Annotated in this window: 18 protein-coding genes; 6 read left to right on the top strand and 12 right to left on the bottom strand. The window is 63.3% G+C overall.

The features are described 5' to 3' along the window. The 3 genes from GGD40_RS19495 to GGD40_RS19485 are packed head-to-tail and all read right to left on the bottom strand — an operon-like array spanning position 1 to position 2,600. Complete coding sequence (locus GGD40_RS19495) at positions 1 to 1,113, bottom strand: MSMEG_0568 family radical SAM protein (protein ID WP_179744591.1); 1,113 nt, start codon at positions 1,111 to 1,113, stop codon at positions 1 to 3. Further along, a complete protein-coding gene (locus tag GGD40_RS19490; protein WP_179744590.1) occupies positions 1,064 to 2,098 on the bottom strand; it encodes a Nit6803 family nitrilase in 1,035 nt (344 codons plus the stop codon). The genes GGD40_RS19495 and GGD40_RS19490 overlap by 50 nt, the downstream gene beginning before the upstream one ends. Before the next feature lie 19 nt (positions 2,099 to 2,117). Beyond that, positions 2,118 to 2,600, bottom strand: coding sequence for an MSMEG_0572/Sll0783 family nitrogen starvation response protein (locus GGD40_RS19485; RefSeq protein ID WP_035546812.1), 483 nt, complete (start codon positions 2,598 to 2,600; stop codon positions 2,118 to 2,120). A 358-nt stretch (positions 2,601 to 2,958) separates the two neighbouring features. On the opposite strand from GGD40_RS19485, the gene GGD40_RS19480 reads away from it, so the two are divergent. The 3 genes from GGD40_RS19480 (at position 2,959) to GGD40_RS19470 (ending at position 8,037) form a co-directional block, all read left to right on the top strand. Then, positions 2,959 to 4,350 (top strand): aminotransferase-like domain-containing protein, encoded by a 1,392-nt coding sequence (locus GGD40_RS19480; protein ID WP_179703681.1) that lies wholly within the window; start codon positions 2,959 to 2,961, stop codon positions 4,348 to 4,350. 275 nt (positions 4,351 to 4,625) lie between these two features. Beyond that, positions 4,626 to 6,425 carry a methyl-accepting chemotaxis protein gene (locus GGD40_RS19475; protein ID WP_179744589.1) on the top strand — a complete coding sequence of 600 codons (1,800 nt, stop codon included), beginning with the start codon at positions 4,626 to 4,628 and terminating at the stop codon, positions 6,423 to 6,425. Between the two features lie 31 nt (positions 6,426 to 6,456). Further along, positions 6,457 to 8,037 carry a methyl-accepting chemotaxis protein gene (locus tag GGD40_RS19470; RefSeq protein WP_179744588.1) on the top strand — a complete coding sequence of 527 codons (1,581 nt, stop codon included), beginning with the start codon at positions 6,457 to 6,459 and terminating at the stop codon, positions 8,035 to 8,037. Positions 8,038 to 8,184: 147 nt separating this feature from the next. Here GGD40_RS19470 and GGD40_RS19465 read toward each other — a convergent pair whose 3' ends face one another. Next, entirely contained in the window at positions 8,185 to 8,565 is a 381-nt protein-coding gene (locus GGD40_RS19465; RefSeq protein WP_179703678.1) for a DUF5594 family protein, read from the bottom strand. Positions 8,566 to 8,871: 306 nt separating this feature from the next. Between GGD40_RS19465 and GGD40_RS19460 the strand changes: the two genes are divergently transcribed. Then, positions 8,872 to 9,960, top strand: coding sequence for a hypothetical protein (locus tag GGD40_RS19460; protein WP_218900937.1), 1,089 nt, complete (start codon positions 8,872 to 8,874; stop codon positions 9,958 to 9,960). Between the two features lie 33 nt (positions 9,961 to 9,993). On the opposite strand, the gene GGD40_RS19455 is transcribed toward GGD40_RS19460, so the two are convergent. The 4 genes from GGD40_RS19455 to GGD40_RS19440 all read right to left on the bottom strand — a co-directional run bounded on the left by GGD40_RS19455 (position 9,994) and on the right by GGD40_RS19440 (position 13,322). After that, positions 9,994 to 10,344: a ribbon-helix-helix domain-containing protein gene (locus GGD40_RS19455; protein WP_179703676.1), complete on the bottom strand. Its 351-nt coding sequence runs from the start codon at positions 10,342 to 10,344 to the stop codon at positions 9,994 to 9,996. 176 nt (positions 10,345 to 10,520) lie between these two features. After that, positions 10,521 to 12,107, bottom strand: coding sequence for a GMC family oxidoreductase (locus GGD40_RS19450; RefSeq protein ID WP_179744587.1), 1,587 nt, complete (start codon positions 12,105 to 12,107; stop codon positions 10,521 to 10,523). 19 nt (positions 12,108 to 12,126) lie between these two features. Beyond that, on the bottom strand, positions 12,127 to 12,813 hold the full coding sequence (locus GGD40_RS19445; protein ID WP_179744586.1) for a tat (twin-arginine translocation) pathway signal sequence: 687 nt from the start codon (positions 12,811 to 12,813) through the stop codon (positions 12,127 to 12,129). A 110-nt stretch (positions 12,814 to 12,923) separates the two neighbouring features. After that, positions 12,924 to 13,322 carry a VOC family protein gene (locus GGD40_RS19440; RefSeq protein ID WP_179703674.1) on the bottom strand — a complete coding sequence of 133 codons (399 nt, stop codon included), beginning with the start codon at positions 13,320 to 13,322 and terminating at the stop codon, positions 12,924 to 12,926. A gap of 346 nt (positions 13,323 to 13,668) precedes the next feature. Here GGD40_RS19440 and GGD40_RS19435 point away from each other — a divergent pair, with 346 nt between their 5' ends. Then, positions 13,669 to 14,079: a DUF2000 domain-containing protein gene (locus tag GGD40_RS19435; RefSeq protein ID WP_179703673.1), complete on the top strand. Its 411-nt coding sequence runs from the start codon at positions 13,669 to 13,671 to the stop codon at positions 14,077 to 14,079. Between the two features lie 53 nt (positions 14,080 to 14,132). Here the strand turns inward: GGD40_RS19435 and GGD40_RS19430 are convergent, their stop codons facing one another. From GGD40_RS19430 to GGD40_RS19420, 3 genes are read right to left on the bottom strand one after another with little or no spacing between them, the layout of a single operon-like run. Beyond that, the gene (locus GGD40_RS19430) at positions 14,133 to 14,660 is read right to left on the bottom strand and encodes an Lrp/AsnC family transcriptional regulator (RefSeq protein WP_179703672.1); all 528 of its coding nucleotides are present in this window, start codon (positions 14,658 to 14,660) and stop codon (positions 14,133 to 14,135) included. Then, positions 14,657 to 16,336 (bottom strand): acyl-CoA synthetase, encoded by a 1,680-nt coding sequence (locus GGD40_RS19425; RefSeq protein ID WP_179744585.1) that lies wholly within the window; start codon positions 16,334 to 16,336, stop codon positions 14,657 to 14,659. Before GGD40_RS19425 ends, GGD40_RS19430 begins: the two co-directional genes overlap by 4 nt. After that, positions 16,333 to 17,250 carry an SDR family oxidoreductase gene (locus tag GGD40_RS19420; protein ID WP_179744584.1) on the bottom strand — a complete coding sequence of 306 codons (918 nt, stop codon included), beginning with the start codon at positions 17,248 to 17,250 and terminating at the stop codon, positions 16,333 to 16,335. The genes GGD40_RS19425 and GGD40_RS19420 overlap by 4 nt, the downstream gene beginning before the upstream one ends. A gap of 174 nt (positions 17,251 to 17,424) precedes the next feature. Between GGD40_RS19420 and GGD40_RS19415 the strand changes: the two genes are divergently transcribed. Continuing rightward, positions 17,425 to 18,129: a TetR/AcrR family transcriptional regulator gene (locus tag GGD40_RS19415; RefSeq protein ID WP_179703669.1), complete on the top strand. Its 705-nt coding sequence runs from the start codon at positions 17,425 to 17,427 to the stop codon at positions 18,127 to 18,129. 132 nt (positions 18,130 to 18,261) lie between these two features. Here GGD40_RS19415 and GGD40_RS19410 read toward each other — a convergent pair whose 3' ends face one another. Next, on the bottom strand, positions 18,262 to 19,605 hold the full coding sequence (locus tag GGD40_RS19410) for a dicarboxylate/amino acid:cation symporter (protein WP_257030437.1): 1,344 nt from the start codon (positions 19,603 to 19,605) through the stop codon (positions 18,262 to 18,264). Positions 19,606 to 19,621 lie beyond the last annotated feature (16 nt).

The following is a 19,621-nucleotide window of genomic DNA, read 5'->3' as shown; positions in this document are numbered from 1 at the left end:
TCACGCCTCGTACGATGAAAGCGACGAACACGCGCCGCATTTGCCGCAACCCGCCTTGATATCGCTGGAGCGCATCGCAGCGGCGTTGAGCATGCCGCCGAGCGGCTGCAACACCGACTTCATGAACTCAGGCGTGGGCGCCGGATGATCCTCCAGCGGCGTACCGCTGATCGGCACGAACGGCACCACGAACGGATACACCCCCAACTCGATCAACTCGCGCGAGATCGTCAGAATCGCTTCCGCGCTATCGCCGAGTCCCGCGAGTAGGTACGTGCTGACCTGTCCACGTCCGAACACCGCGACCGCCGCCTTGAAGGCCTCCATATATCGCGACATCGGCACGCTCGCCTTGCCCGGCATGATGCGTTCGCGCAGCGCGGGCGTCACCACTTCCAGATGCATCCCGAGCGTATCGATGCCGCTCGCCTTCATGCGCGCGAACCAGCTGTCGTCGTCGGGCGGTTCGCATTGCGCCTGGATCGGCAGATCGACCGCGGCCTTGATCGCGAACGCGCTCTCGCACAGAATCTGCGCGCCGCGATCCGGCGTGGGCGGTGTGCCAGTAGTCAGCACCATATGCTTTACGCCGTCGAGCAACACCGCCGCGCGCGCCACTTCCGCCAACTGCTCCGGCGTCTTGCGCGCGATCGTGCGCCCCGCCGCGAGCGACTGACCGATCGCGCAGAACTTGCAACTCTTGCGGCGGCTCTCGTAGCGAATGCAGGTCTGCAACACCGTGGTCGCGAGCACGTCCGCACTATGCAGCGCGGCGATCTTCGAATACGGCACGCCGTCGAGCGTCTGCATGCCGTAAAAGCGCGGCGCCTTCGGAAAGCTGATGTTCGCAATCGGAATCGTGCCGCGCAGCAACGCGCTCGATCCCGACGCATCCGGTGTCTGCGCAACGAACGGCGAGTGCCACGCGGTGCTGGTATGGACCGGCACCATGATCGTCACGCCATCCACCGTCACCGCCTTGTGGTCCGACGGTCCCGCGCCGCCGCGCCGGCTCGCCGCGCCCGCATCCGGCGAGACGAGCCGCAAGCCGGCCGACTGCAATTCAGTCATCAATTGCCGGCTCTCGGCCGACAGCGTCTCGCTGGCGTTCATCGCACTCTCCTGCGGTTGAAATGAAATCGGCCTGCGCCGTACTGGACCATCCCGGCATCGGCGCGACGGTTTCCGCCGGACGCCGGTTGATCGCGAGACTCAGCAACTCGGGCCGCGCGTAATGGCCGACCGAATCCATCATGCGTTTGCGCTTGGTGATCAACGCCATGTCGAGATCGGCGATCACCATGCCTTCGCCTTCCCGCAACGGAGGCGCGAGATGTTGCCCTTCCGGCGACACGATCGCGGTATTGCAACCGCCACGCAGCGCCTTCTGCAGAGTCGTATCCGGCGTCACCGATGCAATCTGTTCATCGGTAAGCCAACCCGTTGCGTTGACCACGAAACACCCGGACTCCAACGCGTGATGGCGAATCGTCACCTCGATCTGCTCGGCGAAAATCGGCCCCACCAGCGAGCCGGGAAACTGGCTGCAATGAATCTCTTCGTGCTGCGTCATCAACGCATAGCGTGCGAGCGGGTTGTAGTGCTCCCAGCAGGCAAGCGCACCGACGCGCGCCACCGCCGTGTGCGCCACCTTGAGGCCCGCCGCGTCGCCTTGCCCCCAGATCATCCGTTCGTGAAACGTCGGCGTGATCTTGCGGCGCTTGAGCACCAGTTGACCGTCCACGTCGAAGATCAACTGCGTGTTGTAGAGGCTGCCGTGATCGCGCTCGTTGACGCCGAGCACCACCACCATCCGGTGCAAACGCGCCTGCTCGGCCACCGCCTGCGTCACGGGTCCGGGCACGAGCACGGCTTCCTCGTACAGCTTCATATGCTCGGCACCCGAGGCAACCGGCGGCTTCACGAAAGAAAAGTACGGGTAATACGGCACGAAGGTTTCAGGAAAGACGATCAGTTGCACGCCTTCGCGCGCCGCCTTGCCGATCGCCTCGCACACTTTCTCGAGGGTGCCGCCGCTGCGTTCGAAGTCGGGTGCGATCTGGACCGCGGCGGCACGCACGATGCGTTTGTCGGACATAGTGGTCACCCGTGTTCCGTCAAACCGTCCACGTGTGGATGACGAGCGCATTGTCCTTGCGATGTAGCAGCTGGATATCGAGCACGTCGAGCGGACTGATCGGCCGGATGCCTTCGATCAGCGAAGCCTCTCCGTGGCCATACAGCGCCTGCAGCGCGAAACGGCACGCGTAGACCTTGCCGCCCTCTTCCATGAACTTCATCAACTGTTTGTTGAAGTTCAGGTGGCCAGGGAACGCTTCGTCGCCGAGGGTCGGAAAGCCGCGTTGCAGACCGAGCGTGACGCCGGGTCCATACAGCAGCACCGAAGTTTCGAAGCCCTTGCGTTGCAAACGCGTGGCCTGCAGCAGATTGACGAAACCGATCGAGCCTTCGAACGCGACCGTATGGAACGTGACGAGCGCCTTCTCTCCCGGCTCGGCTTTCACGTCCTCAAAGACTTTCTCCTCGTAGTCGACAAGGTAATCGCCCTTCTGATGCAGCGGTTTATTGACGGCTGGCATGACACTCTCCGATCAGGTTTGCTAAGTAAAAGAAGGCGCGCGTTCAGGTTGTGCGCGCTTCTCTCAATGCAACGGCCGTGCCATTGATCGGCTGCGTGAATGCGATCAATCAGCAATCAATTCCACCTCGATTCGAAGTCCGACACAAAAATTTTTCGGGTGTGAAGTTTGCATACCGCCGGGACAGGCTGCGCAAGCGCGATCCGCGCCGCGTCACCGCACCAGCCGGGTGCGATTCGCGGGCGCGAACGTGTCGGCATGGTGCAGTCATTCACCACGGGCGATCAATCCGATCATTGATCGCATTGAAATCCGATCAATTTTTATCGGCCCTGCCACCCCAATCGAAGCGCGAACAATGAACAGCCCAACCCATCACTGGATCAAACGTCTCGCCGACCTCCGCAAGCCGGCCTACCTCGCGATTCCCGATCTGATCGAAGAAGACATCGCCACCGGGCGGTTGCGGCCACGCGACCGCTTGCCTGGCCTGCGCGATCTGGCCGAGGAACTCGCGTTGAATTACACGACGGTGGCGCGCGCTTACGCGGAGGCGCGCAAACGCGGCCTGCTCGATTCGCGCGCCGGCAGCGGCACGTTCGTGCGCGGCCGCACCGCCACGTTGCCGCTCACCGGCGGCAGCAGCATTGAAATGTCGATGAACACGCCGCCCGAGCCGCCCGATTACGCGAACCGTCTGCGCGATTCCGCCGCACGCCGGATGGCCGACAGCGATCCGTACCAGTTGCTGCGCTATCAGGACTTCGGCGGCTCGGCCGCCGACAAGGACGCGGGCGCCGACTGGCTCCGACGCCGCGTGCCGCACGCGGATGCGCAGAACGTGCTGGTTTGCCCCGGCATTCACAGCGCGCTGGTGGCGCTGGTGTCGCAACTCGCGCGGCCCGGCGGCACGATCTGCCTCGACACGCTCGCCTATCCCGGCATCAAGGCGATCGCCGCGCAACTCGGCGTGCGTCTGCAAGCTTTGCCGCGCGACGACGATGGCCCGCTCGCACATGCCTTCGAAGCACTCTGCAAAACCGACAAGCCGAGCGCGTTCTATTGCAATCCGACCCTGCAGAATCCGAGCACGCTGACGCTCACGCACAAACGACGCGAGGCGCTGGCCGACGTCGCGTTGCGCTACAGCGTACCGATCATCGAAGACGACGCCTACGCGATGCTGCCGCAAAGCGCACCGGATGCGCTCGCCACCTTCGCGCCCGAGTTGACCTACTACGTGACCGGTTTATCGAAGAGCCTCGGCGCGGGCCTGCGCGTCGCGCATCTGCATGCGCCGACGCCGCGTCAAACGCAGCGTCTCGCCGGTGCGTTGCGTGCGACCACGGTGATGGCGAGTCCGTTCACGGTCACGCTGGCCACGCAATGGATCGTCGACGGCACCGCGCTCGACATGCTCAACGCGATCCGCAACGAGTCGCGCGCGCGTCAGGCGATCGCGGCGCGGCAACTCGAAGCGTGGCCTTTCGACGCGCATCCTGATGGCTTTCACCTGTGGCTGCCGGTACCGGTGGCGAGCGGCTGGAGCGCGTCCGAACTCGCGCTGCAGTTGCGCAACCAGGGCATTGCGGCAGTGGCCGGCGCGGCGTTTTCCACCGACGGCAATCCCCCCAACGCGATGCGTGTGTGCCTGGGCGGCTCGAAGACACGCGACGAATGCGCCGAGGCGTTGCGCATCGTGGCGGAGACACTCGAGCATCCGCATCATCTGCATTCTCCGGTGATGTGAAGCGATCTCGCGGCAACGCGGCATAGCGTTATTGTCTGATGAATATAGCGCCCCGCAGAGCCCCTGTTCATGCGGGTTTCGGTGTTTATTGAAAAGCCCGCGCTGCGCGAAAAATTGTGTAGCATCGCGGCGACCCGCCACAAGCGGGTCTCACGGCCCCTGTCATAAACTGAAAGCATTACCCGCTCAAGTCCACACTGCCCACGCCGTATACCTCTGGTGAGGCCCCCGCCTCACCGACTACGGCTCACTGCTTACTCCGAAAGACTCCCGACATGTTCTCTTCCATTCGCGCGCGCATCGTCGCCCTGTGCGTCGCTATCGTTGTGGTTGCGCTCGCCGCCAACGCGGTCCTCAACTATGTCGTCGCCAATTCGTATAACGCCGACGCGATCGAAAACAGCCTGAACGCCGTCGAAAGCGGTCACGCCGACGGGATCGACGACTGGGTCGTCACGCACAAGCAGATGATCGATTCATTGCAGGACGCCGTGTTGCAACCGGACCCGAGCGCCGCGCTGAAGCTGATCGCCGCCGGGGGCAAGTTCACCAACGTCTATGTCGGCTACGCGGACAAGACCGCGAAGTTCTCCGACCCGACCGGCATTCCGCCCGACTACGATCCCACCGGACGTCCGTGGTACAAGCAGGCCGCCGCGGCCGGCAAGCCGGTCGTGACGCCGCCGTACGTGGACGTCGGCACGGGCAAGCTGGTGGTCGCGTTCGCTGCGCCGGTGGTGCGCGACGGCGTGGTGAAAGCGGTGGTCTCCGGCGATGTCGCGATGGACAGCGTGATCGCCAACGTCAAGGCAATTCATCCGACGCCCGCGAGCTTCGGCATGTTGATTGACGCGAGCGGCCATATCGTTGCGCATCCGGATTCGAAGCTGACGTTGAAGCCCGTGTCGGACCTCGTGCCCGCACTCACCAGCGACAAACTGGCCGCCCTCCTCAGCGCCGAGCATCCGCTCGAAGTCGACGTGAACGGCAGCGCCAAGCTGCTGCGCACCGAAGCGATTCCCGGCACCGACTGGTATGCGGTCGTCGCGCTGGATAAAGCGGAAGCCACCGCCGGCATGCGTTCGTTGCTGACGGCCTCGCTGATCGCGCTGGTCGTGATCGCCGGTATCGCAGCGGCGGTCGTGGCCGCCGTCACCGCCGTGTCGTTCAAGCGCCTCTCGAACGTGCGCGACGCGATGGACGCAATCGGTTCGGGCGAAGGCGATCTGACCCAACGTCTGCCCGCCGACGGCAACGACGAAGTCGCGCAGATCGCGCGTTCGTTCAACACCTTCATCGACAAACTCAGCCACGTGATGCGCCAGATTCGCGACGCCAGCGAATCGGTGCGCGTGGCCGCGAATGAAATCGCCGCGGGTAACGTCGATCTGTCGGGCCGCACCGAATCGGCGGCGGCGAGCTTGCAGCAAACCGCTGCGTCGATGGAAGAAATCACCTCGACGGTCACGCAATCGGCAAGCGCCGCGAAGCAGGCCGACGACACCGCCGTGTCCGCGTCGCAAGTCGCTTCGCGCGGCGGCGTGGTGATCGCGGAAGTGATTACGACGATGGCTGAAATCGAACACGCGTCGGTGAAGATCGCCGATATCATCGGCGTGATCGACGGCATCGCGTTCCAGACCAACATTCTTGCGTTGAACGCAGCAGTCGAAGCCGCGCGCGCCGGCGAACAGGGCCGCGGTTTCGCGGTGGTGGCCGGCGAGGTGCGCAGCCTCGCGCAACGCAGCGCGCAAGCCGCGAAGGAAATCAAGGCGCTGATCGAATCGACGGTATCGAGCGTCACGTCGGGCTCGGGCCAGGTGCGTCAGGCCGGCGAAACGATGACGGAGATCGTCAGCAATGTCGCCAACGTGACCACCATCATTTCCGAAATCACCCAGGCCGCGAACGAACAGACGCGCGGCATTCAGGAAGTGAATCGCGCCGTCAGCCAGCTCGACGAAATGGTGCAACAGAACGCCGCACTGGTCGAGCAATCGACCGCGGCCGCCGCCGCATTGCAGAGCCAGGCGGTGAGCCTCGCGGGTGCAGTAACGCAATTCAAGCTCGATTAATCGCACTACCGCTACGCCAGGGAAACACGCAGTGACGTTCTATCGCAATCTGAAAATCGCCATCAAGTTGGCGTTGCTTGGCGCGGTGCTGCTCGCCGCCACCATGGTGGTCGGACTGGAAGGCTGGCATGCGTTGTCCGATACGCATGCGCTGCAAATCCAGTCGGCTCAAACCTTGAGCCAGTACGCGCAAGCGGCCGACACGGCGCGCGTCGCGCAGGTCGAGTTCAAGAAGCAGGTGCAGGAATGGAAAGACCTGCTGCTGCGCGGCGCCGATCCGGCTGCGTTCGCCAAATACCGCGACGCGTTCAACAACGAAGGTGGCACGACCCACGCCGCGCTGACGCGCCTGAAGGATCAGTTGAGCGCGCTGGGCGCGAATGCGGATGGCGTCGACAAGGCGCTCGCCACGCACGCCTCGTTGCAGGACAGCTACCTCGACGCGCTCAAGCATTACGACGCTGCGGATCCGAATACCGCGCACGTGGTGGACGGCCTCGTCAAAGGTATCGATCGTGCGCCGACGGCCGCGATCGACGACATCGTCGCCTCCGTCATGCAGCAGGCGCAGGCGTCGAACGTGAAAACGGCGGAAGCGGCGCAAAGCGCTTACACGCTGGCTAGCGCACTGCTGCTGGGCGTGGTGATCGGCTCGCTCGGGCTCGGCGCGTTCGCGGTGTGGTTCCTGAGCCGCAGCATCACGCTACCGGTGAAGCAGGCGGTCGGCGTCGCGCAAGCGGTGGCGGCCGGCGATCTGCGTGCCGATGTGGCCGTGGTGAGCCGCGATGAAACCGGCCAGTTGCTGGTAGCGTTGAACGACATGAATCATCGTTTGCGCACGATCGTCCACGAGATTCGCGAAGGCGCGCATACCATTTCGTCGGCCACGCAGGAAATTGCGGCCGGTAATCTGGACCTCTCCGCACGCACCGAACAGCAGGCCGCGTCGCTCGAAGAAACCGCCGCGTCGATGCAGCATTTCACCGACTCGGTTCAACGCAACGCGGAAAATGCACGCGAGGCCACCTCGCTCGCGCAAACCGCCGCGCAAGCGGCACGCGAAGGCGGCGTCGTGATGACCGACGCGGTGCGCACGATGGATCAGATCAACGTAGCGTCCAAACGGATCGTCGACATCATCGCCGTGGTCGAGGCGATTTCCGCGCAGACCAATATTCTCGCGCTCAACGCGGCGGTCGAAGCCGCGCGCGCCGGTACGCAAGGTCGCGGTTTCGCGGTGGTGGCGAGCGAAGTGCGCAGCCTGGCGCAACGTTCCGCCGACGCCGCGCGCGAGATCAAGACGCTGATTCGCGAATCGGTCGCGACGATCGAAGCCGGCACGCAGTTGATCAATCACGCGAGCACAACGATGGAAGGCGTGGTGCAAAGCGCCGGCAGCGTGACGCGCATTGTCGAGGCGATCGCGACGGCCAGCGTCGATCAGGCAACAGGTATCGCCGAAGTCAATGACGCGGTGACGCAGATGGATCAGGTGACGCAGAGCAACGCGGCGCTGGTCGAGCAGGCGGCCGCCGCTGCCGACGCGGTGCAGAGCAAGGCGTCGGGGCTGGTGCAGAGTGTGAGTTTCTTCCGGCTGGGCGCAACGGCCTGATGGAGCGGCGCCGCGTTTGTTGGGCGGCGCCGGTTAAAGCGGCAGGTGTAGTTGCGGTTGTAGTTCTAGTGTTCGTAGGCCGGTTGTAAAGCGCCGCACCAGTTGCGGCGTTATCGCTTCTGGAACACGGCGCAGGTTACGTGCCGCTTACGATTCGAAGTCGAGGCCGCCGATCAAGGCCACCGGCTCAGCCTGCGTGTGCGACAGAAAGTCCAGTTCGCGCGCGTGGTTCCATGCGGCAAGCTTGCGCGGCAGCGCGGCCAGATAGCCCGCGAATCTCGCCTCCCCTTGCGCGCCCATCAGTCGTTCGATTTCGTCGCTGTCCCACGTCAGGTACAGATTCAGCGGATGCGGATAGTGCCCGAGATTATCGAGCGGCGCGGCATGGATACGCACGCGTGTAGGTTGCCCGTGACCGCCGTAAGGCAGCACTTCGGTATGCACGGTGGCGGCGAAACAGGCGGCGATCGCTTCGGCGATACGCGGCGCGAACTGTTCGTCGAAACGGGCGGCATTCTCCGGGCGCATCTGGGTCTCCGACTTTTATGCTCGATGAGCGAAGCATCGTAGCATGCGAGTGAGCTTCGATCTGTTGCGTATGTGCCGCGTTTTTGTGGGGTTTGGTGCGGATGCATGGCCGCTTGTGCGCTACTTGTTCGCACTTGTTCGTCGCGTGCTTGTTGCGCTTACGGGGGTTTTCTATAATCCGCGGCTAAGCCAGACCACTAGAGGCAGTACATGTTCCAAAAGCGGTTCCAAAAGCGCTTCACATTGCGGTTGCAAACCCGAATCGCTTTCCTTCTCGCTGCTGCCGGATGGTTCAGCACGCAGGCCATGGCGGCCGATCTGATCGCGACGAAACCCGGGGTGATGTGTGTATCGGCGCAAGCGCTCGCGCAACTCACGCTGCCCAACGGCGAGAGCCGCAGCCATGGCGCGACGGCCACGCCCGAGCAACTCGCGCAAGCCCAGGCAGGCGGCTGCATCGATATTCAACCGGGCATTACTGTCAACGTGCTGACGGCGCGTAAGAATACGTCGGTGGTGAGCTACCAGCGGCCAGGTTCGACGACGGTCGAGACATTCGTCGTGCCGAACATCGATTTCTCGCCGGTATTTACCGACGACGCAGCGGCATCGCAACCGGCCGCACAAACGCAAGCGCCAGCGTCAGCGCCGACGCCGACGCCGATTCAAGCTCCTGCGGTAACACCGGCAACGCCAGCAGCGCCCGCTAAAACCGCAACGCCCGCGCCAACCGTCGCGGCCCCCGACGGTTACCACGTCACGCAGCGCGCACCCGGCCTGGATGGCGATTCGATCGAACTGCTCGAAGACGAACGCATCACCCCCGCGCTGCAAAAGCAGCTATGGGGCACGGGTGCGTCGGAAGAAGGTCTGCCCGGCAACGATCCGAAGCCGCTCGTGAAAGCGCAGTTGCGCCTCGTGTCGGCGTCGGGTGCGATTGCGGCCACGCGACAACTGGACTATCCGCTGGCCCGTGTCGAGCCCGCGCCGCTGCACGGTCTGCCCGGCCCGGTGTTGTTTCTGACAGTCGACGCCACCGCGCCGATGGGTTCCTACAGCGGCCCCGCCACGCAAATCCTGATGCCGGCCAGGCAGTCGCTGGACCCCGTGCAGTACACCACGGACGACGGCAAAACCAGCGCGCTGGTGCTCGCCGCGACCGGCAAGGCCGCCTGGAAGATTTCGCCGTCGCGCAAAGGCGGCGCCGATGAGATTCAACAGGTCAGGTGCAGCCCGGACTTCGACAAAAAAGACAGCACCGGCGACGACGACGATTTCGTGACCCGCTACGAAACCTACCGCTTTTTCGACGGCAAATGGCGACTCGCGCAGCGTCAACACTCGGGCATCTGGGAAAGCGATCAGGAATTTCCGAAGCGCAATATGTTTCCGTAACCGCCTGACGCTCACCTCGTCGCGCGCTACACGTCAAACCGTCTTCAGAATTCGCGGCCGTGCTTCGCTCACGGCCGCCGTCATTTCAGGCGCCGTCTCGGACACGGTGGCGCCCTTCTCCGTACGCATCGACAGATAACGCAGGCAGCACACCCGCAAAAACGATGCGAAGTTGGTCGGCATTTCGCCGCGCAACGCGATCAGTTCGTCGTAGAGTTTGACCGCGAACTGACTGGTCGTCATGCTCTCGCGCGCGGCGATTTCGTGCAGCACGTCCCAGAACAGGTTTTCCAGCCGGACTGTCGTGATCACTCCGTGAATCCGCAACGAACGGGTGCGCGATTCATAGAGGATCGGATCGGCGTTGATGTAGATCCCACACATGACGTTTGCTCCGTGTTTCGCAGCGCATGCGGCGGCGTCTTCATGACGCCGCCGCACTCCGCCGCTTCTGGTCAACATACGCCGGCGTTCGCGGCCCGACAATTGCGTCGAACCCGAACGCCGCGCTGGCCCCGACAAACTAACAAACCAGCCAACGAACCAACCAACACACCCCGCTACACCGTGCGTTTGCCCATCTGCGCCGCAATGTGATCGGCCTGGCGGATCGCCAGCGTCACGATCGTCATGGTCGGATTTTCCGCCGCGCCGGTGGTGAACTGGCTGCCGTCCGAGATAAACAGGTTCGACACTTCGTGCGTCTGGCCGAAGCTGTTGCATACGCCGTCTTCGGCGCGCGCGCTCATGCGCGCGGTGCCGAGGTTGTGCGTGGACGGATACGGCGGCACGCGATACACCGTCTTCGCGCCGGCCGCTTCATACACCGCGGTGCCCTGCTTGAACGCGTGCTCGCGCATGGCTTCGTCGTTCGGATGATCGTCGAAATGCACGTTCGCGACCGGCTGGCCGTACTGATCTTTCACGTCGGTATTCAAGGTCACGCGATTGCTGTCGCGCGGCATGTCCTCGCCGACAATCCACATGCCCGCCGTGTACGCGTACTGATCCATCGCCTGCGCGAAGGTCGGGCCCCACGCACCGGGGTTCAGAAACGCCGCGTAAAACGGCAGCCCGAGCGACACGGTCTCCAGGTGATAGCCGCCCGCGAAACCGCGCTGCGGATTGAACACCGCCTCGTCTTCGATGATGCCGGCCATCGTGGTGCCCTTGAACATGTCCACCTTGTCGTTGAACACCGCGTACACCGAGCCCGTGGTGTGGCGCATGTAATTGCGGCCCACCTGCCCCGAGCCGTTCGCGAGCCCTTGCGGGAATTTGCTCGAATGCGAGTTCAACAGCAGGCGCGGCGTTTCGATCGAATTGCCGGCCACGGCGATGATGCGTGCTTTCTGCCGCTGCAATTTACCGTTGCCGTCGTAGTACAGCACCTCTTTCGCTTTGCCGCGCGCGTCGGTCTCGATTCGCACCACGTGCGCCTGAGTGCGCAATTCCATATGCCCGGTGGCCTGCGCGCGCGGCAACTCGGTGTACAGCGTCGACCATTTCGCGCCGGTACGGCAGCCCTGAAAACAGAAGCCGCGCTGGAAGCAATGCGCGCGATCGTCACGCACCACGCTATTGATCGCCATATGGCCCGTGTTGCATTCCTTGTAGCCGACCTTCATCGCGCCGGCCGACATCACCTTGAAGTTGTTGTTGCCCGGCAAACCCGGCAGACCGTTGGTGCGCGTCACGCCCATCTTTTGCTGCGCGCGGTCGTAGTAGGGATCGAGTTCCGCGCGGGTGAGCGGCCAGTCGAGCAGATTGGCGTCCTTGATATCGCCGTAGGTGGTCTTGGCCTTGAACTCGTGCGGCTGGATGCGCAGGCTCGCGCCTGCCCAGTGCGTGGTGGTGCCGCCTACTGTTTTGCAGATCCAGGCGGGCAGATTCGGGAAGTCTTTGGCGACGCGCCAGGTGCCTGACGTGGTGCGTTTGTCGAGCCATGACAGCATCTGGAACGCGCCCCATTCGTCGGTGGTGAAATCGGCTTGCGTGTGCAGTTTGCCCGCTTCCAGCACGACGACGTCGATACCCTTCTGCGCCAGTTCGTTAGCGAGCGTACCGCCGCCCGCACCTGAGCCGATGATCACGACGACCTTGTCGTCGTTGTGCGAAAACCGCACCTTGTTGTTGTCCTGATTCATATCGTGTCTCCAATGGCGTTTAACTATCCGACGGGATCGGACCACTAGCCCCGGCCGGTGGGTTCGGCAGCCACGACAGACTGTTGAACCCCTTGGTCAGATAACCGCCGTCGCCCTCCGACGCGCCGTAACCGAAATGCGCATACGCCATCGTGTTGGCGTACAGCGACACCACCGCCGTGCTGCGGATCGTGTTGAAGAACGGCGTACCGGCGAGCGCCGCGACGTCCTGCGCCTGATCGGCGGGCGGCCGCTTGAGCCAGTCCGAACCGGCTTGCGCGTCGAGTTGTTTGACGCCGTCCGCGAGTTGCTGACGCACCGCCGGATCGGCTTTCGCCTTCGTGTCGAGATCCTTGACCACCAGCGCATACACCGCGTTGTCGAGCGTGGCGTGCGGATAGAGTTGTCGCGTGAAGGCGAGAATCACCTCGCCCTGATGCGTGTCGAGCCCTTGCAGTTCGAGCGCCCATACGCGGCTCGGCGCGAGCGTCGACAGCACCGACGACAACGCCAGCGTGCCCATCAGCACACCGGTGCCTCGTAATAGCGCGCGTCGCGTTAGCGGAATGCGCATGGCCACGGCCGCCGCCTGCCCCGCGCGATGCTCGTGGTCGTGATGAGGCTCATGGTCGTGCCCGGGCTCATGATGATGATGCGTGGCGTGTGCGTGATCGGACGCGACGATCGGGATGACCGTTGTCTTCATGTCTGTCTCCTTGTTGACCGAAGCCGGCGCGTTAGCGCTTACCCAGGTCCCATGCAAGATAATTTCTGTGGGGTATTGCTCAACACGCGGCGGCCGCCGGATTGCCTGTTCTATTGATAGTGGCCGTAGCGTTCCAACACTTCGACCTTGTAGCCGTCAGGGTCCTGAATGAAAAAGTAGCGCGCCAGCAATTCACCGCCGTCGTTGTGAAATTCCCGTAGATCGTTGGGCGTCATGCCGAGCTCGATCAGCCGCTGCCGCTCGCTTTTCGCGTCGTCCACGCAGAAGGCGACGTGACCGTAACCGTCGCCGTGCGAATACGGTTCCGCGCGGCCTTTATTCCAGGTCAGTTCTATTTCCGCGTCGGCTTCGTGGTTGCGCAAATAGACCAGCGCGAACTCCGGAAAGTCGAGCCGGTGCGAGACGTCGAAATTGAAAGCCTTCTGATAGAACTGCAGAGAACGCGGCAGATCCTGCACGCGAATCATCGTGTGGATGAGTTTGGCCATCGGTGTCCCCTCCTGTTTGATTCAAGTTTAGGAGGCCGCTCGCGTGAGTGGTAATGCACGGCTAAATCGCGCCAGGGACTTGCCCTATGTTGCGTGCACGTCGATTGCGTGGTTTTTTACGCGCGCGTGCCGGGGGCGCGTGTCGCACCGTGTCAGGTTGCATCGCAGCATGCTTACGCCGAATGGCATTCGGCAAAACCCGCTTGCGACGCGACGCCAAAGCACGTTGGGCGAAGCGCATTCGTTTTTACCGCGAGGTCGTGCACAAGCGCCGTGCTTTCCCTAACATTCGGCAGTAGATCAGTTTTTTATCTGTGCGCTGACGCGCTGTGGAGCGATGTAGAAGATGGAATTCGATACGAAGGTCGCAATCATCGTGCTGGACGATCTGGCTGTATGGCAAAAACTCAATGTCACCGCGTTTCTCGCGACGGGTATCGCGGGCGCCGCGCCTGAGGCACTAGGCGAACCGTATGAAGACGCCGCCGGTCGCCAGCACGCGCGGCTGCTCGGCCAACCGATGATGGTGTATCAGGCGGACAGCGCCGGCTTGCTGCGCGCGTTCCGTCAGGGCATAGAGCGGGAGTTGACGCGCGCCGTTTATGTGCGCGCGATGTTCTCCACCGGCCACGATCAGGCGAATCGCGATGTATTCCGCGCGGAACCCGCGGACGCGCCCGATCTCGTCGGGCTCGCGGTGCGCGGGTTGAAGAAGGCGGTCGACAAGGCAGTTAAGGGCTTGTCGCTGCATGCGTGAGCGGCAACGTGGGACGTGGTGACGCGATATCGTGGCGACACGCGCCACCCACGTCACAACTCCGGACTCGGCCCACGCTCCAGATACGTGGTCAGCGCGATATAACTACGCGTGCCAGTGAACCCTTCAATCGCATGAATCCGCGCCAGCAGTTGCTCGAGCGTCTGCGTATCGCGTGTGCGGACTTTGAGCAGCATCGCGCTCTCGCCCGTTACCGTGTGAATCTCCTCGACGTCCGAGAGCTCCTTGAGCGCCAGCAGTTGCCGCGTGACCGCCCAGCTCGTCGTATCGACGTGCACGAACGCGAGCAACGGACGGTTCAGACGCGCGGCGTCGAGCGTGGCGACGGTGGCCTTGATCACGCCTTCTTTCTTCAAACGCCGCGCGCGCTCGTGAACCGCGGGCGCCGACAGGAACAGCAGCTTGCCGAGTTCCGCGTAAGTGCGCGTGGCGTCTTCCGCGAGCAAGGCCAGCAGTTTGCGGTCCGTGTCGTCGAGCACGGCCGCAACGACCGGTTGCGCGCCGGGCGTCTTCAGCGCCTTGCTGGTTCGGCTCGAAGGTGGACGGGCGTTATCGGTCATCGGGATTCAGGTTTCGCGGCGGGATGCTCGCCATCTTGCCCGAGTCCGTCGCGCAGCGCCCGGCGAATCACCTTGCCGGTCGCCGTCAACGGCAGGCTGTCGACAAAGCGGATCTCGCGCGGATACTCGTGCGCGGCGAGACGCGTTTTGACATGCTGCTGGATCTCGCGCACCAATGCGTCATCGCCGATAAAGCCGGGTTTCAGCACCACGAACGCCATGACGATTTCGGTGCGTTCGCGATCCGGCGCGCCGATCACGGCCGCCATCGACACCGCAGGATGACGCAGCAGCGAATCTTCGATCGAAGCCGGGCCGATCCGGTAGCCGGCGCTGGTGATCACGTCGTCGCCGCGACCGACGAAGCGGATGAAGCCGTCCGCGTCGCGCGTGCCGAGGTCGCCGGTCACCAGAAACTTGCCGCGGTATTTCTCGCGCGTGGCCGCTTCGTTGCCCCAGTAGCCGAGGAACATCACCGGATCGGGCGCGGCCACCGCGATATCGCCGATCGCGCCTTGCGGCAGTTCGTTGCCGTCGGCGTCGACAATCGCAACATGATGCCCCGGCACCGCGCGGCCGATCGCGCCGAAGCACGGTTCAAACAGCGCCGCGCACGACGACACCACCACGTTGCACTCCGTTTGCCCATAGAACTCGTTGATCGTGACGCCGAGCGCCTTGCGGCCCCAGTCGATCAGCTCCTCGCCGAGCGATTCGCCGCCGCTCGCCACCGAGCGCAGCGCGAGCGGCCAGCGCTCGGGATGCTCGACGCCGCGCATCATCTTCAATGCGGTGGGTGGCAAAAACGTATGGGACACCGCGTGACGCGCCATCAGATCGAACGCAGCCTGGCCGTCGAATTTCGCAAAACGGCGCGCCAAGACGGCCACGCCGTGATGCCACGACGGCAGCAGCACGTCGAACAGCCCGCCAATCCACGCCCAGTCGGCGGGCGTCCACATGAGCGTGGCGTGCGCGGGGAAACCTTGTTGCGACAGCTCGACGCCCGGCAGATGCCCGAGCAGAACGCGATGGCCGTGCAACGCGCCCTTCGGTTTGCCGGTCGTGCCGGATGTGTAGATGATGACGGCGGGATCGTCGGCGCCGGTATCGGCCGGTGCGAAAACGGCAGGCGCATGGTTCAGCGCGTGCCAGAACGAACGCACGGGGTTGGCTTGCGCGGCGTCGTAGGCGCTTTCATCGGCGATATCCACGCTGAACACATTGCGTAGCGCCGGCAAGGCCGCGCGAATTTCGGCGATCTTTTGCACGCCCGCGTTGTCGGTGATCAATGCGACTGCGCCGCTATCGCCCAGGCGATGTTCGATCGCGTCGATGCCGAACAGCGCGAACAGCGGCACGGCCACCATGCCCGCCTTGTACGCGGCGAGATGCGCGACGGCCGTCTCGATGGACTGCGACAGAAAGATGCCGATGCGGTCGCCGCGTTGCGCGCCCGCTGCGAGCAGCGCGTTGGCGAAACGATCCGACAGCGCCTTCAATTCGTCGAACGTATAGTGCGTGGCCCGGCCTTCGGGATCTTCATAGATCAGCGCGAGACGTCCGGAACCGTCGGCCCATTTGTCGCAGACATCGACGCCAATGTTGTAGCGCGGCGGAATACGCCACGCGAAGCTGGCCGTCAGCGATTCGTAGGTCTGGCCGTCGAGATTCATGGTGTCTGCTCCTGCAAGCCGGTCGGCGGTTGATAGCGTGGGAAACCGTTGTATTCGATCGTACGCTCGGCAGCGGGCAGCGGCCATGAATGGCGCGCGTTCGGCACGCCGCCGTCCACGCGAATCACCGTGCCGTTGATAAACGTCGACGCCTCCGACAGCAGAAACACGGCCGCGCTAGCCAGTTCGGACTCGGTGCCGAAGCGTTGCAGCGGCACTTTGTGTTTCAGCGAGCGCAGCAGCGCCTGGTAGGATTCGTCATAGCTGTCCATACCGGCGGAAGCAATCCAGCCCGGCGCAACCGCGTTGACCCTGACACCGGAGTGACCCCATTCGCACGCGGCCGTTTCCGTGAAGTTCCACACGCCCGCGCGCGCCGCGCCCGAGTGGCCCATGCCGGGCATGCCGCCCCAGATGTCGGCCAGCATGTTGACGATTGCGCCGCCGTGGTGCTGCATCCATTGCGTGTAGCACTCGCGGGACATCAGGAACGTGCCGTGCAGGTTGTTGCGCACCACGGCGTCCCAGCCGTTCAGCGAGATCGCCTCCAGCTTCGCGGGGAATTGGCCGCCGGCGCAATTGAAGAGGCCGTCGATCTGACCGAGGTCCTGAACGACCGCGGCGACCGTGTCGCGCACCTGTTGTTCGTTGCGGATATCGCAGGAGTAGATACGGTGGCCGCTTACGTTTTGATGGTCGGCGACAAGTTCGGCTTGCACGGTTTCGAGTTTGTCCGCGCTACGGCCAATCAATGCGATCGTTGCGCCCAACGACGCGAGTTCATGCGCCGTACACCGGCCCAGTCCGCTGCCCGCCCCTGTGACGACGACGACCTTGCCCGCGAACAGACCCTCGCGGAAGACGGAACGGTAGCCGCTCAACGGCGGCGAAGTACTCGGCGAAGCAGTGGGCATTCGGGTGTCTCCTTCACAAGCTGCTCGACATTATTTTTTGAGTTTAGCTCAAGTTATATGAACGCACAGTGTCGAATTAGATTTCCATCGCGGCATTAGCTCAAACTATCACTTCAAATTTATTTGAGCTAGACTCAACTCAACTCAACCACCCCTACACGCTGACTCCCGACAATGAACGTCTCCGCCGCATCCCGCCGCGTGCCTGTGCAGGCGCGTTCCGAGCAACGTCTCAAGGCTATTCTCGAGGCAGCCAGGCTCGTGTTCTCCGAGGTCGGCTATGCGTCTGCCACGATGACGGAGATTGCCCGCCGAGTGGGCGTATCGGAGGCGACGATCTTCACGTACTTCGCCAGCAAGCGGGATTTATGCGTGCGAGTGCTGGGCAATTGGTACGATGAAATCATCGCGCAGGTGGAAGGTGAATTACCGCTGATCGACGGCACGCGCAGCAAGTTTGCGTACCTGGTGCGTACGCATCTTTACCGGCTAACGGTGGACGGAACCGGCTTGTGCGCGCTGATTCTTTCCGAGGGGCGCGAGAAGGACGACAAGTTTGGCGACGTCATCGTCGAACTGCAGCGACGTTACACGGCGCCGATGATGCAGGTACTCGCCGAGGGTGTTGCCAGTGGCGACGTGCGGGACGATATGCCGCTCGGCCTGCTGCGTTCGGCCGTTTATGGTCCGATGGAGCATGTGTTGTGGGACGCGGTGCGCAAACAGAAGGCTGTCGACATTGAAGCGACGGCTGCGTCGTTAAGCGATCTGTTGTGGCAAGGACTTGTGCCCCCCGATACGCGGCAGGCGGCGTTAAAGCAGTTGCGCAACGATATCGTCGGCGCGGTAAAGCGATTCGAGGCTGCGGAATCGAAGTGACGAGCGCGCGTCTCACTGCGCGCGTTATTCCAAGCTACTCCAAGCTACTCCAAGGTACTCCACGCCGTTCCACGCCACGCTCAACGCTAACCCCAAGCGTGAACGCGGCGTGCTCGCAGCCACACGCGTAAATCACGCGGAACGTTGCACCTCTTCACGCTCCGGCATGCTATTCACCGTGGCCGCCACTTCCACCTGCGCCGCCAACACCCCACGCCCCGGCCTCGCCAGCGCCGCCTTCAGCCTGTCGCGATCCAGTTCCTTCTCCCACGCCGCAATCACGATCGACGCCACGCCGTTGCCCATCGTATTGGTCAACGCGCGGCACTCGGACATGAAACGGTCGATGCCGAGTATCAGCACCATCGCCGTCACCGGCACGGTCGGCACCACGGCAAGACTCGCGGCCAGCGTGATAAAACCCGCGCCCGTCACCCCCGTCGATCCCTTCGACGTCAGCATCGTCACCGCCAGCAACGTGATTTCCTGCGTGAGCGTCAAATGCGTATTGGTGGCCTGAGCGAGAAACAGCACCGCCAGCGTCATGTAGATATTGGTGCCGTCCAGATTGAACGAATAGCCGGTCGGCACCACGAGCCCGACGATCCCGCGCGAGCAGCCGAGCCGTTCGAGCTTCTCCATTAATTGCGGCAGCGCGGCTTCGGAGGTCGACGTGCCGAGTACGATCAGCAGTTCGTCCTTGATGTAGACCACGAAACGCCACAGACTGAATCCACACGCTCGCGCAATCAGGCCGAGGCCGCACGAGACGAACAGGAACGCGGTCAGATAGAACGTGCCGATCAGTTTCATCATCGGCAGCAGCGAGACGATGCCGTATTTGCCGATCGTGAAGGCTATCGCACCGAATGCGCCAAGCGGCGCGAGGCTGGTGATCATCCGCACGATTCTGAAGAAGGTTTTCGACAGCAGTTCGATCAGGCCGATCAGCGGTTTCGCGGGCTCGCCCATCACAGCGAGCGCGGTGCCGAACAGCATGGCGATCAGCAGCACCGGCAGAATGTCGCCCTGCGTGAACGCGCCGGCAAACGTCTCGGGAATGATGTGCATGAAGAAGCCCGCGAGCCCTTCGCCATGGGCGGCTTGCGCCGTATAGGACGACACCGCGCCCGCGTCGAGCGAGGCGGGGTCGACGTTGAAGCCCGCGCCGGGTTGCAGCACATGCGCGGCCAGCAAACCGATCGCCAGCGCCAGCGTCGACACGACCTCGAAATACAGCAACGCCTTGCCGCCGACCCGGCCCACCTTGCGCATGTCGTGCATGCTCGCAATGCCGGTCACGACCGTGCAGAAAATCACCGGGCTGATGATCATGCGCACGAGTTTGATAAAGGCGTCGCCGAGCGGTTTCATCGCGACCGCGTGCGTCGGCCAATAATGACCGAAGGCCACGCCGATCACGATCGCGACGATCACCTGCACGTACAGCACCTTATAAAGCGGTTTGCGTTTCATGTCTCCTCCGGTTTGC

This window comes from Paraburkholderia bryophila, from assembly GCF_013409255.1.
GTDB lineage: Bacteria > Pseudomonadota > Gammaproteobacteria > Burkholderiales > Burkholderiaceae > Paraburkholderia.
The sequence above is the reverse complement of the archived record's forward strand: the minus strand, read 5'-3'. Positions and strand labels throughout refer to the sequence as shown.

Coding starts and splice junctions, on each gene's coding strand:
- GGD40_RS19440 (WP_179703674.1), bottom strand. CDS start 13,322: ATGGCCAAACTCATCCACACGATGATTCGCGTGCAGGATCTGCCGCGT.
- GGD40_RS19485 (WP_035546812.1), bottom strand. CDS start 2,600: ATGCCAGCCGTCAATAAACCGCTGCATCAGAAGGGCGATTACCTTGTC.
- GGD40_RS19445 (WP_179744586.1), bottom strand. CDS start 12,813: ATGAAGACAACGGTCATCCCGATCGTCGCGTCCGATCACGCACACGCC.
- GGD40_RS19435 (WP_179703673.1), top strand. CDS start 13,669: ATGGAATTCGATACGAAGGTCGCAATCATCGTGCTGGACGATCTGGCT.
- GGD40_RS19495 (WP_179744591.1), bottom strand. CDS start 1,113: ATGAACGCCAGCGAGACGCTGTCGGCCGAGAGCCGGCAATTGATGACT.
- GGD40_RS19480 (WP_179703681.1), top strand. CDS start 2,959: ATGAACAGCCCAACCCATCACTGGATCAAACGTCTCGCCGACCTCCGC.
- GGD40_RS19415 (WP_179703669.1), top strand. CDS start 17,425: ATGAACGTCTCCGCCGCATCCCGCCGCGTGCCTGTGCAGGCGCGTTCC.
- GGD40_RS19455 (WP_179703676.1), bottom strand. CDS start 10,344: ATGTGTGGGATCTACATCAACGCCGATCCGATCCTCTATGAATCGCGC.
- GGD40_RS19460 (WP_218900937.1), top strand. CDS start 8,872: ATGGCGGCCGATCTGATCGCGACGAAACCCGGGGTGATGTGTGTATCG.
- GGD40_RS19490 (WP_179744590.1), bottom strand. CDS start 2,098: ATGTCCGACAAACGCATCGTGCGTGCCGCCGCGGTCCAGATCGCACCC.
- GGD40_RS19420 (WP_179744584.1), bottom strand. CDS start 17,250: ATGCCCACTGCTTCGCCGAGTACTTCGCCGCCGTTGAGCGGCTACCGT.
- GGD40_RS19430 (WP_179703672.1), bottom strand. CDS start 14,660: ATGACCGATAACGCCCGTCCACCTTCGAGCCGAACCAGCAAGGCGCTG.
- GGD40_RS19425 (WP_179744585.1), bottom strand. CDS start 16,336: ATGAATCTCGACGGCCAGACCTACGAATCGCTGACGGCCAGCTTCGCG.
- GGD40_RS19410 (WP_257030437.1), bottom strand. CDS start 19,605: ATGAAACGCAAACCGCTTTATAAGGTGCTGTACGTGCAGGTGATCGTC.
- GGD40_RS19475 (WP_179744589.1), top strand. CDS start 4,626: ATGTTCTCTTCCATTCGCGCGCGCATCGTCGCCCTGTGCGTCGCTATC.
- GGD40_RS19465 (WP_179703678.1), bottom strand. CDS start 8,565: ATGCGCCCGGAGAATGCCGCCCGTTTCGACGAACAGTTCGCGCCGCGT.
- GGD40_RS19450 (WP_179744587.1), bottom strand. CDS start 12,107: ATGAATCAGGACAACAACAAGGTGCGGTTTTCGCACAACGACGACAAG.